Raw genomic sequence first — 12564 nt, 5'->3', positions numbered from 1 at the left:
CTTTAATCGATTTTTTAATTATTCGGTCAAGAAACGCCCATATCCTTAACGGGATGAAAAATATAACAACAAATACGAAACTAGACTTCACATATATGATTTAAATAATTATAGTATGATCGTTTATACAAAATTTATTTTCAATTTGCGCACTCAAGAAAGACGCTTATGACAGTTCGTACACGTTTTGCCCCAAGCCCCACAGGTTTACTCCATATTGGAAATGCTCGCGCAGCACTTTTTAATTATCTTTATGCCAAGCATCATAATGGTCAATTTTTATTACGTATTGAAGACACAGATAAAGAGCGCTCTACACAACAAGCCGTAGATGTTATTTTTGATGGATTAGCATGGATGGGATTAACCCCAGACGAAGAACCTGTCTATCAATCAACCCGTATTAAACGGCATCAAGAAGTGGCTTTACATTTATTAGAAACAGGTAAAGCCTATAAATGTTTCTGTACCCAAGAAGAGCTTGCCGATATGCGTGCCAAGGCACAAGCTGAGGGAAAACCCCCTCGTTATAATGGCTATTGGCGCGATCGTGACGAATCAGAAGCCCGGGAAGGTGCGCCTTACACAGTTAGAATTAAAGCACCTCACGAAGGAAAAACCATTCTCAATGATTTAGTTCAAGGCGAAGTCACTGTCGCAAATATTGAACTGGATGATATGATTATCCTGCGTGCCGATGGAACGCCGACCTATCAACATGCGGTTGTATGTGATGATCATGACATGAATATTACCCATGTTATTCGTGGAGATGACCATTTAACCAACACTTTCCGCCAACTGATGATCTATCGCGCAATGGGCTGGGATATTCCAAATTTTGCACATTTGCCACTTATTCACGGGCCTGATGGTGCAAAACTTTCCAAACGTCACGGTGCCAGCTCTGTTGTCGAATTCCGAGATGAAGGATATTTACCAGAAGCGCTTTGTAATTATTTATTACGCTTGGGTTGGGGACATGGAGACGACGAGATTCTAGACCGTGAAGAACAGATTAAACTCTTTGATCTTGATGGTGTAGGACGCTCACCCTCTCGTATGGATTATGCAAAATTAATGCATGTCAATGGCTATTGGCTCCGCCAAGCGGACGATCAAAGACTCGTTAAAGATGTTGTAAGTCGCCTTTCAAACAATCCTGATCTTATCCTAGATCAAAGCCATCAAGATCGTTTATTAACATTGATGCCAGGACTTAAAGAACGTGCTAAAAACCTTGTAGAACTCGCTGAGAATTCACAATTTATATTTGCTCAAACCCCTCTATCTTTTACAGATAAAGCACAAAAATTACTGACCGAAGAAAATTGTGATATGTTAAGCAAACTTGCATCGCAACTTGCCACATTAACTCCTTTTACCAAAGAAACCATTAATCATCTTCTTCACGAATTTGCAGAAAAAGAATCGTTAAAGTTGGGTAAAGTCGCCCAACCTCTGCGCGCAGCCGTGACAGGCAGCACCATGTCTCCTGGAATTGATGATACATTACTCGCTTTGGGTAAAGAGGAAGTTTTGGCTAGATTAGGAGCCGTAACCAATGGATAATCCATTTGGACAGCATTTTCTTGGAATAGAAGGCTTATCCCCTCATCACATAGAGTCTTTATTGGATCGAGCGGATAATTATGCTTTGCTTAATCGATCCAGAAAAACGCCTAGGACCTTATTAAGAGAACGTACTCTGATTACGCTCTTTTTTGAAAATAGCACACGAACCAGAACCTCTTTCGAATTAGCAGGAAAACGACTAGGCGCTGACGTGATTAATATGTCTGTCTCCACCTCCTCTGTCAGCAAAGGGGAAACATTATTAGATACAGCTTATACATTAAACGCAATGCGTGCTGATCTATTGGTTATTCGACATGCTCACTCTGGCGCGCCAGCCCTTTTAGCTCAAAAAGTCGATGCCAGCGTCATTAATGCAGGTGACGGGATGCATGAACACCCCACACAAGCATTGTTAGATGCGCTTACTATTCGTCGCCATTACGGGAAATTATCAGGATTAACCGTTGCAATTTGTGGTGATATTTTACATAGTCGAGTAGCTCGTTCAAATATTTTACTTTTAAATACAATGGGTTGCAACGTACGCGTCATTGGTCCACCAACTTTATTGCCACTAACGATTACAAAAATGGGCGCCACCCCTTACTATTCTATGGACGAAGGGATTAAAGGCGTTGATGTTATTATGATGTTACGAATGCAGAAAGAACGAATGCAAGCTGGTCTCGTCCCCAGTAGCAGAGAATATTTCCGTTTCTTTGGATTGGATCGCCGTCGCCTTAACCTTGCTAAATCAGGTGCTTTGGTTATGCATCCTGGTCCATTAAACCGCGGGGTAGAAATCGACAGTAATGTAGCAGACGACCCTGTACAAAGCGTTATTCAAGAGCAAGTTGAAATGGGTGTTGCTGTTCGCATGGCTGTTCTTGAAAAATTCTCTCAGATAAAGGCACAACCATGAAACCATTGCTTTTTACCAATGTGCGCTTAATTGACCCTAAATCTGGGTTGGATAAATTGGGACGTTTACTTGTCAAAGAAGGCAAGATTGCTGCTGTCGATCTTCCAGAAACAGAAAAGCCACCCGAAGAATGTGAACTTATTGATGGGCAAGGCGCTGTACTGTGTCCTGGTCTAGTCGATATGCGCGTCACTGTTGGCGAACCAGGTTATGAATATCGTGAAACAATTGCTACAGCTGCCGAAGCTAGTGCTGCGGGTGGTATTACTACTATGGCAATTCTACCCAACAGTAAACCAGCCATTGATAACCCCGCACTGGTAACTCTACTCAAAGCCAAAGGGGAAGAAACACATTCTGTCAATATTTTGCCTTACGGTGCGCTGAGTGTCGGGTGCGAAGGCAAAGAGATGGCTGAAATCGGTTTGTTACATGAAGCGGGAGCAATTGCGTTCACTGATGGAAACAAAGCCCTCGAAAATACACGCCTCATGATGCTCATCATGGCTTATGCCAGAGGATATAATTGCCTTGTCGTGCAACATCCAGAGGACCCTTCTCTTGCTAGAAATGGCAGTGCCACTCGCGGTGAGTTGGCTACCAAATTAGGATTACCTTCTATTCCTGCTGCTGCTGAAGCCATCATGATTGCCAGAGACTTGCGTCTTGCTGAATTGACGGGATGCCGTTTACATTTTGGTCATATATCCACCGCCGAAGGGCTGGAGTTAATTCGCCAAGCTAAAGCCAAAGGATTACCCATCAGTTGCGATACCGCACCTGTATATTTCGATCTTAATGAAGAAGCTATTGGTGATTTTCGTACTTATGCAAAATTATCACCACCATTACGATCCGAAGAAGATCGTCAAGCTGTTTGCCAAGCGCTTGCCGATGGAACAATTGATGCGATTGCATCAGATCATCTTCCCCGTGATGTTGATGATAAACGACTACCTTTTGCTGAAGCTGCTGCTGGTGGCACAGGATTAGTCACTTTATTAAGTGTCACTTTATTACGGGTTAAAGAAGGCAATCTTTCCTTATCGGATGCATTATCGTTATTAACCTATCGTCCCGCAGCGTTATTAGATCAACATTTTGGAACCTTGAATATAGGGGCTGATGCTGATCTTTGTTTGTTTGATCCCGATCAAACTTGGCTGGTTGAAGCTGGCAAATTACCAGGACGTGCACAAAATACACCTTTTGATAATCGTGAACTGCCTGGGGTTGTTTTAGGTACGTGGAAATCTGGTCGTCGTGTTTATACGAGGCAATCATCATGATGTGGCATATCCCCCCTTCTCAAATGCCTTTAATGAGCGGAATTGCGTTGATATCCTATCTTATTGGCAGCATTCCTTTTGGGATGCTTATCAGCCAACTCGGCGGAATGGGGGATATTCGTAAAATTGGCTCTGGCAATATTGGGGCAACCAATGTGCTAAGAACAGGTAATAAAAAACTCGCAGCACTCACATTATTGTGCGATATGGGCAAAGGAACATTTGCAATAGCTTGCGGGTATATTTTTGGCCTGGCTAATCTTAATCCCGCGATTTCGATTGCTGCTATTTGTGTGGTGCTTGGACATTGCTTCCCAATATGGTTAGGCTTTAAAGGCGGCAAAGGTGTCGCAACGGGCCTTGGTGCCGCACTTGCGTTAACACCAATTTCTGGCGCTTTATGCTGTGCTATTTGGCTTTTAGGCGCTAAATTATCGAAAATTTCTTCAATGGGTGCATTATCAGCGTTTATCGCGTGGCCATTATTAGTTATGATTGAATCCCAGTTTGACTTAAAAGCACCTCTACTCTTTCCAAGCCTAATCATAAGTCTGTTGGTTATCTGGCGGCACCACGCCAATATTCAACGTCTGATGGATGGCACGGAACCCCGTATTGGAGATAAAAAAGAGCAATCTTCCTTATCAAAGTCATCGAATGACTAAAATGATATCCAAAAACCTGTCTATTCAAAAGCTATCTTCCTATTTAAGGTTAGCAAGAACAGACGGTATCGGAGCTATTCGCTTTCATCAGCTATTAAAAAAATATCACACACCTGATGCAGCCTTAGACGTATTACCTTCGTTACTCAGAAATAAAAAAACCTCTACGTATTTTTCGCCACCGCCTCTCTCTATTATCATTGAGGAAATTGAGAAAACTTTTGAACTTCAAGGACAATTTCTCATTCACGGCTTTGATGACTATCCTGCATTATTGACCCAATTAGATGATGCACCTCCAGTCCTTACTGTTTTGGGAAACGCGGGTTTTCTACATCAGCAAAATATTGCAATTGTTGGAGCCAGAAATGCGTCAATGCACGGTATTCGTATTGCAGAAAGTCTTGCTGCTGATTTAGCAGCACATTCGATTGGTGTCACTTCTGGTTTAGCCAGAGGCATCGATCAGGCTGCACACAAAGGTGCTTTATATACAGGCTTTACAATTGCAGCCATTGCATGCGGGATCGATATTGTTTATCCGACAGAGCATGAAAAACTACAAAAGCAAATTGCCGACAAAGGCGTTATTATATCAGAATTTCCATTTGGCACTTCTCCCCAAGCCACTCATTTCCCTCGTCGAAACAGATTAATTGCAGGGCTATGTCATGGATGTGTCGTTATTGAAGCTGCTCTGAATTCTGGCAGTCTGATTACAAGCAAACTTGCGTTAAATTATAACAAACCTATCTTTGCTGTGCCTGGATCACCTTTGGATCCACGCTGTAAAGGCAGCAATAATCTGATACGAATGGGTGCAGTTCTTACGGAAAGTGCGTTGGATATTATTCCAGAGCTTTCACCATTCATTACAAACAATCATAAACCTTTTAAACCAGATTTATTTACTGATATAGAGCCTTCTATTGCTACAATTGATAAACAATCAATGGATACCATTCAGGAAACAACATGCAATTCAATAGAAGATGAAATCACTGCTTTATTATCGACAACACCGATCCCCATCGATTTAATTATTCGTCATCTTTCTTATTCAGCCACTGAAATACTTAGCACAATTACTTTACTTGAGATCAATAATAAAATTATCTTTCAGCATAATGGTTATATCTTAACTACTTAAAATTATTGCTGGTTTGTTAAAATTCTCTTTCATATCTTTACAAAAAGATTACCAAACATTATTAGAAGGCAATTAAATAACATTTGCTTCTTTAAAAAAAAACGATAGTATTTTGTTTTTTATATTTTCGACTTTACACTTTTCATCTTATTCTCGCCTGGAGAAGCAATGACAGACGTCATTATAGTAGAATCACCTGCTAAGGCCAAAACAATCAATAAATACCTTGGCAATCAATATACTGTTCTTGCCTCTTTTGGTCATGTTCGCGACTTGCCACCCAAAGATGGCAGTGTTCGTCCTGATGAAGATTTCGCTATGGATTGGGCTGCGGATGAACGTGGCACGAAACAGATTAAAGCCATATCACAAGCCTTAAAAGGTGCTAAAAACCTCTATCTCGCAACTGACCCGGATAGAGAGGGTGAGGCTATTTCTTGGCATGTTCGAGCAATGTTAGAGGATAAAAAACTCCTTAAAAACATTAATGTTGAACGGGTAACTTTTAACGAGATTACCAAACAAGCCGTCCAGCATGCAATGCAAAACCCTCGAGAACTAGATCAACCGCTTATTGAAGCCTATCTTGCTCGTCGTGCCTTGGATTATTTGGTTGGATTTACATTATCTCCTATTCTATGGCGAAAACTACCAGGTTCTCGCAGTGCTGGACGCGTGCAATCTGTGGCGTTGCGTCTTATTTGTGAACGTGAAGCTGAAATTGAAGTCTTCAAATCCAAAGAATATTGGACGATTAGTGGCACGTTTTTAACTTCAGAAAATGTAGCATTCACAGCGAAACTGACACAACTCCAAGGTAAAAAGTTAGAGCAATTTGATCTTAACAATGAAGAGTTAGCTCAGCAAGCTGTACAAACCCTTCAAAAAGAAAAATTCGCTGTTCAAGCTGTTGAGCGTAAAAAAACAAAACGTAATCCAGCTCCCCCTTTTACAACATCGACTTTACAACAAGATGCTTCTCGTAAATTACATATGAGCGCACAAAACACAATGCGCACAGCCCAACAACTCTATGAAGGAGTTGATCTTGGTGGGGAAACGGTCGGGTTAATTACCTATATGAGAACAGATGGCGTACAAATGGCAAGTGAAGCTATTACGTCCATTCGTCAACATATTGAAACTCAATTTGGGGATAAATATCTACCTTCCAAACCCCGTCACTATACGAGCAAAGCCAAAAATGCCCAAGAGGCACATGAAGCAATACGGCCAACAAATATTAGCTATACTCCAGATCAAATCGCGGCATATTTAACACCAGATCAAAAAAAGCTCTATGAATTGATTTGGAAACGTGCCGTTGCAAGTCAAATGCAATCCGCAGAATTGGATCAAGTTGCGGTAACACTTGCTAATCCAAACAAAGAGCATTTGTTTAGAGCCACAGGCTCAATGATCGCATTTGATGGGTTTTTAAAACTCTATAAAGATATTGTTGACGATCAAGAAAAAGATCCATCAAAACAGGAAAGCTCAACAATGTTACCTTCTATGAAAGAAGGTGAACATACGACAACCAAAACAATCATCCCAGAACAGCATTTTACGCAGCCACCCCCTCGTTACAGCGAAGCCTCCCTTGTTAAAAAAATGGAAGAGTTGGGTATTGGTAGACCTTCTACGTATGCGTCTATTTTGGGAGTGCTACGTGATCGAGAATATGTAACGCTTGAAAATCGTTATTTTATCCCTCAAGACCGCGGAAGATTGGTTACCGCCTTTTTAACTTCTTTCTTTACACGATATATTGACGTTGACTTTACTGCTAATCTAGAAGAAAAACTGGATGATATATCTGATAGTAAAGTCAATTGGAAAACGGTTTTACGCAATTTCTGGGATGATTTTTCCAAAGCAATCGAACAAACAAAAGATCTTAAAATCTCAGATGTTATTGATGCATTAGATCATGATCTAGGCAACCATTTCTTTGCAGAGTCTACCGATGGATCTGATCCGCGCAAATGTCCTGCTTGTGACAATGGCAAGCTGCATCTTAAATTGGGACGATATGGTGCATTTATTGGATGTACAAACTATCCAGAATGCCAATATACTCGCCGATTAGGGGTTGATGGTGCTAATCCAGAAGAAGAGGATACATTAAAAGAAGGTTCTCGCATTCTGGGAAACCATCCTGATACAGATGAAGCGATTGTTCTTAAACGTGGCCCATATGGACTCTATATTCAATGTGGTGAAGCAGATCCTGAAAATAAAAAGAAGAAACCCAAGCGTGCCACTATTCCAAAAGGAATGGATGGAAATGCCATAACTCTAGAAGATGCGATTGGATTACTATCCCTTCCACGCACTTTAGGCCAATACCCAACCACTGGAGAAGCGATTCAAGCAGGCTTGGGGCCGTTTGGACCATATATCAAAGTCGGGAATATATTTGCTTCCTTGGATAAATCGGATAATGTCTTAACCGTTGATCTTCCCCGTGCATTGGAAGTCGTTGAGAAAAAAATGGCCTCTATTCAAAATTTAGGCGCCCATCCAAAAGATAAAGAACCTATTTTGTTACGCAAAGGTCGTTTTGGATTTTACTTGCAACATAAAAAAACAGTTGCCCCTTTACCGAAAGGGGATAATGGCGACACGCTTACTCTAGAAGCTGCGTTGTCTATTTTGGAAGAGAAAGGCAAATCCATCAAGGAAAAAGCTAAAAAGAAGAAAGCCACAACTTCTACAGTAAAAAAAACAACTTCTCGTAAAAAGACAAAAAAAGACTGAATCCACATGATTGTTATGTATATTTTATGTAACAATCAGTGTAATTTTATTACAACTTTTACTTTTGTATCAATAATCACTGTTCTTTTTGACGAAGTTCTGTACTTAATATCTTTTGTAATTTAATTGCTCACTCTACTTTAATCGGAGAAATACGATTCTAGTCCTATTAAGGCATGTAACATTTCCATTGATTGAAACTATTGCGATGCAACTTATTCTTTCAATAACGCCTTGTTGCAAACGACTCTTAAAGATATTACTTGTCGTAACTTTCTTAATAGCAGTGAGTTGTTCTTTTGCCATTGCACAACAGCCCCAACCCAGCACAGTGCATTCAAGCGACAAAGATTTCGATCAAAATAATTACATTAATATTATCGCCACAGCGTTGACATTTTTACAACCCAGAACGCTAGATGAACATTCTATCGAACAATTATGTTTATGGGGGTTGAATGGCTTAAACGCGATCGATCCTGCCTTTTCTATCAAAGAGGAAAAAGGACAATTAAATTTATATAAAGCCCAAAAACTGCTTTATAGTACGCCAATTCCTCCTTCAACTGACAATATCAAATTATGGTCACAAAGCGTTATAAATATCTGGTACAATGCTTGGCAGAATTCAAACACAATCCAATCTATTGGTAAGCAGGCAATTATACAGGCGTTTTTTGACGAGCTATTCGATCATATGGATCCGTATTCTCGTTATGTCGCCCCTAGTTCTGCCGTTACCGATCGAGACATACGCGATGGTGGTGACGCCAGTGCAGGAATTTCTTTAATTAAACAAGGCAACTATTTTATTATATCTTCCATTAATCCCAATGGTCCATCATGGGAAACGCAGCTAATGGTAGGTCAGCGCTTATATGCAGTGGATGGTAAAAAAACAGCCAAACAAACATTAGACACGGTTAAAAAATGGTTAAGGGGTAAGGAAAATACAACTGTTTTGCTAATGGTTGGTATGGCTAATAACAAAAAAACCAAAACAGTTCATATAAAAAGAGCATCCGTTCCCCCAGAAACTGTTTTCGCATTTACCAGTAATAATATTGTGATGCTAAAAATCACTTCTTTTTCAACAGATACAGCCGAGGAAATTAGCCAATACCTAGATCAAGCAATGCAAGATATGAAAATAAAAGGCCTAATTATTGATCTTCGAGGTAATCGTGGCGGCGTATTACAACAAGCGATTACAAGTGCTGCGTTATTATTAGATAATGGTATTGCTGCAACCACTCAAGGGCGCTTTGATGATGCAAATCATATTTGGGCTGTTCAAGGAGGAGATCTGACCCAAGGAATACCTATTGTCATTTTAGTTGACGGACACACCGCGAGTGCAGCAGAAATTCTGGCAGCTGCTCTTTCTGACCATAAAAGAGCAGTTATTGTAGGCAGCACAACCTTAGGAAAAGGATTGGTTCAAACCATTGCACAATTGCCTGATGAAGGGGAATTATTCGTTACATGGAGTCGCGTTCTAGCACCATTAGGATGGCCCCTCCAAGGATTGGGTGTCATGCCACAACTATGCACCAGCCGAGGCGAGCAATTTATAAAAAAACAATTAGATTCTTTAAAAACACCTACATCTTTTTATAAAGACAGCGTTGTATCCTCTCGAAAAGCACGAGCCCCCCTGGATGCAAAAATTATTCAAAATATCCGCAGTGCTTGCCCAGCTGCTTTGGGAACTGATGCTGATCTTGATATCGCGAACATGTTAATCCTTAAACCAACACTTTATAAACAATTACTAAATTTTATTCCTAGCGAATAATTTCTATCAGCTTAACTTAGTTCTTATACTTAAAAATCATGAGTAATATGTGATGTTTGTATGACAAAAATAAAACTTTTTTCAAAAAAATAATTTTTTGCTTCTTTCTTATAAAAAAACACGCTATTCCAAAATGATTATTGTACTATAAACAACAGCAGCTACACTTAACAGGAGTTTAAAGGTTAAGATGAATTTACGCTTTCGTCTATTAATGACATCCCTATTCAGCCTTTCAGCATCTTATTGTGTAATGCCTCTTTTATCCTCTACTGCTAAAGCACAGCCTGTTCGAGGGATTTACGTTTCAGGAGCAGGCGGAGTAAGCTTTAACCAAGATCAAGTTGTACGATTAAATAAATTTATGCCAGGTGGACGGGATAAATATACACCTGGTGCAACCGCAGTCACAAGCCTTGGTTATGGCCTTGGAAATGGTTTCCGTGTTGAAATCGAAGGAAACTATCGTAACAATCCGTTAAGATATCAGAATCTAGGCTCTTATAAAGCCTGGGGCCAAGGACGCCAACAAACTTATGGTTTTATGGCAAATGCTCTTTTTGATATGGATGTTGGTAGCCCCTATATCTTTCCTTATTTCGGTGCAGGTATTGGGTATGGATGGTCATCTATGAATGGTGTAAAACTTCGCACCACAGATAATCGTCTTACAGAACATCTCGGCGGAACATTTGGTAATTTTTCCTATCAAGCAATTGGTGGTTTGTCCTTTCCAACGCCTTGGGTTGTCGGGCTCTCCTTTACGACGGAATATCGTTTTTGGACGATGCTAGGTCCACAAAGCCACACTGCCGATGTTTGGGGAACACAAGGTGGCTATAATACGACTCATGCCTATAGCCAAGCACGTGGAAATAGAGATACAACTACCTATTTCAATCATTCTATTTTATTAGGGTTGAGATACGAATTCAATCCAGCCCCTCCTCCTACACAGCCTGTTGATACAACACCAACCGTTCCATCCTCAAGAAAGTCACGCACATATTTGGTATTCTTTGCATGGGACAGTTATGCTTTAAACGATCATGCTGTATCTATCGTTAAAGAAGCGGCACTAGCATATAATAGTGTTCGTAGTACACGTATTGAAGCTGACGGATACACCGATACTTCTGCAGCTCCTAATGAACAAGGCAAACGTTATAATATTGCTCTCTCTCTTAAAAGAGCACGTTCAATCAAAGCTGAATTGATTAAAAATGGTGTCCCAGCAAGTAACATAGATATTCATGGCTATGGATCAGAAAACCCATTAGTACCAACAGGTCCAAATGTACGCGAAGCACAAAATCGACGTGTAGAAATTATTCTACGTTAATTAACGATCACAAATAAAAAAAAGCGGGTAACTCCCGCTTTTTTTGAATTAATATAATATTGTTATCCCAAATTATTAAATAAAGGTGTCGATAAATAACGCTCTGCAAATGAAGGCGCTATGGCAACAATCATTTTCCCTTTATTTTCAGGGCGAGTTGCCAGCATTAAACTAGCATGTAATGCCGCACCCGAAGAAATTCCAACTGGAATACCATCAAGACTAGCTAGTCTACGAGATGCAGCTAAGGCATCATTTTCTGAAACCATTAATACTTGCTTAATCAAATCCATTTCTAAAACTTTTGGTTTGAATCCAGCACCAATTCCTTGGATACCATGAGGACCAGGTTCCTCACCGTTTAGTACAGCACTTTCTGCAGGCTCGACACCATAGATTTCAATAGCACTATTGTGTTTTTTAAGCCCGTTTGCAATTCCTGTGATCGTACCACCTGTTCCAATACCAGCAACAACGATATCAACTTTACCCTCTGTATCTTGCCAAATTTCTTCAGCAGTTGTGAATTCATGCATTGTTGCATTCACTGGATTTTCAAATTGTTTTGGCATCCATGCGTTTGGAGTTGTTTCAACAATTTCCTCTGCACGTGCAATTGCCCCTGCCATTCCTAAATGCCCAGGAGTTAACTCTAATTGAGCATCTAAAAAACGCATCATTTTTCGACGTTCTATCGACGCTTTTTCAGGCATCGTTACAATCAAGCGATACCCCCTTGCCGCAGCAATGAACGCTAAACCAATTCCAGTATTTCCAGATGTTGGTTCAACCAAAATTGTTTTATGTGGGCTGATAATTCCATCAGCTTCAGCCTGTAAAACCATAGCTGCCGCTAACCGATCTTTTACAGATGCCAAAGGATTAAAGCATTCTAATTTTAATAAAATATCAGCAGCAATTTGATCCTTTTTTAATAAATTCGAAGGACGTACCAACGGCGTGCCACCAATGGTTTCCAATAACGAATTATAAATTTTACCTCTTGCCTTTGAGAAGCCAAAGTCATTCCCTTGTATATCAACCATCTAATTTAATC

9 protein-coding genes are annotated in these 12564 nt (G+C 40.3%); 8 read left to right on the top strand and 1 reads right to left on the bottom strand.

The features are described from left to right. Nucleotides 1-168: 168 nt before the first annotated feature. The 8 genes from gltX (at nucleotide 169) to PQG52_RS01755 (ending at nucleotide 11507) form a co-directional block, all read left to right on the top strand. Nucleotides 169-1572 carry a glutamate--tRNA ligase gene (gltX, locus tag PQG52_RS01790; protein ID WP_271827624.1) on the top strand — a complete coding sequence of 468 codons (1404 nt, stop codon included), beginning with the start codon at nucleotides 169-171 and terminating at the stop codon, nucleotides 1570-1572. Beyond that, a complete protein-coding gene (locus PQG52_RS01785) occupies nucleotides 1565-2500 on the top strand; it encodes an aspartate carbamoyltransferase catalytic subunit (RefSeq protein WP_271789172.1) in 936 nt (311 codons plus the stop codon). The genes gltX and PQG52_RS01785 overlap by 8 nt, the downstream gene beginning before the upstream one ends. Then, complete coding sequence (locus PQG52_RS01780; RefSeq protein WP_271827623.1) at nucleotides 2497-3789, top strand: dihydroorotase; 1293 nt, start codon at nucleotides 2497-2499, stop codon at nucleotides 3787-3789. Before PQG52_RS01785 ends, PQG52_RS01780 begins: the two co-directional genes overlap by 4 nt. Beyond that, nucleotides 3786-4454, top strand: coding sequence for a glycerol-3-phosphate 1-O-acyltransferase PlsY (gene plsY, locus PQG52_RS01775; protein ID WP_408869530.1), 669 nt, complete (start codon nucleotides 3786-3788; stop codon nucleotides 4452-4454). The genes PQG52_RS01780 and plsY overlap by 4 nt, the downstream gene beginning before the upstream one ends. After that, nucleotides 4447-5604 (top strand): DNA-processing protein DprA, encoded by a 1158-nt coding sequence (dprA, locus tag PQG52_RS01770; RefSeq protein ID WP_271827622.1) that lies wholly within the window; start codon nucleotides 4447-4449, stop codon nucleotides 5602-5604. The genes plsY and dprA overlap by 8 nt, the downstream gene beginning before the upstream one ends. A gap of 168 nt (nucleotides 5605-5772) precedes the next feature. After that, the gene (gene topA / locus PQG52_RS01765; protein WP_271827621.1) at nucleotides 5773-8367 is read left to right on the top strand and encodes a type I DNA topoisomerase; all 2595 of its coding nucleotides are present in this window, start codon (nucleotides 5773-5775) and stop codon (nucleotides 8365-8367) included. A gap of 190 nt (nucleotides 8368-8557) precedes the next feature. Next, the gene (locus tag PQG52_RS01760) at nucleotides 8558-10165 is read left to right on the top strand and encodes a S41 family peptidase (RefSeq protein WP_271827620.1); all 1608 of its coding nucleotides are present in this window, start codon (nucleotides 8558-8560) and stop codon (nucleotides 10163-10165) included. Nucleotides 10166-10355: 190 nt separating this feature from the next. After that, entirely contained in the window at nucleotides 10356-11507 is a 1152-nt protein-coding gene (locus tag PQG52_RS01755) for an OmpA family protein (RefSeq protein ID WP_271789177.1), read from the top strand. A gap of 62 nt (nucleotides 11508-11569) precedes the next feature. Here PQG52_RS01755 and cysK read toward each other — a convergent pair whose 3' ends face one another. After that, nucleotides 11570-12553 (bottom strand): cysteine synthase A, encoded by a 984-nt coding sequence (gene cysK / locus PQG52_RS01750; protein WP_271789178.1) that lies wholly within the window; start codon nucleotides 12551-12553, stop codon nucleotides 11570-11572. Nucleotides 12554-12564: the final 11 nt, after the last annotated feature.

This window comes from Commensalibacter communis, from assembly GCF_947179105.1.
Lineage (GTDB): Bacteria > Pseudomonadota > Alphaproteobacteria > Acetobacterales > Acetobacteraceae > Commensalibacter > Commensalibacter communis.
Note: the sequence above shows the minus strand (reverse complement) of the source record. Positions and strands in the feature narration are given on the sequence as shown.

What these genes read in the sequence shown, in the direction of transcription:
- gltX (WP_271827624.1), top strand. Translation starts at nt 169, where the DNA reads ATGACAGTTCGTACACGTTTTGCCCCAAGCCCCACAGGTTTACTCCAT.
- PQG52_RS01785 (WP_271789172.1), top strand. Translation starts at nt 1,565, where the DNA reads ATGGATAATCCATTTGGACAGCATTTTCTTGGAATAGAAGGCTTATCC.
- PQG52_RS01780 (WP_271827623.1), top strand. Translation starts at nt 2,497, where the DNA reads ATGAAACCATTGCTTTTTACCAATGTGCGCTTAATTGACCCTAAATCT.
- plsY (WP_408869530.1), top strand. Translation starts at nt 3,786, where the DNA reads ATGATGTGGCATATCCCCCCTTCTCAAATGCCTTTAATGAGCGGAATT.
- dprA (WP_271827622.1), top strand. Translation starts at nt 4,447, where the DNA reads ATGACTAAAATGATATCCAAAAACCTGTCTATTCAAAAGCTATCTTCC.
- topA (WP_271827621.1), top strand. Translation starts at nt 5,773, where the DNA reads ATGACAGACGTCATTATAGTAGAATCACCTGCTAAGGCCAAAACAATC.
- PQG52_RS01755 (WP_271789177.1), top strand. Translation starts at nt 10,356, where the DNA reads ATGAATTTACGCTTTCGTCTATTAATGACATCCCTATTCAGCCTTTCA.
- cysK (WP_271789178.1), bottom strand. Translation starts at nt 12,553, where the DNA reads ATGGTTGATATACAAGGGAATGACTTTGGCTTCTCAAAGGCAAGAGGT.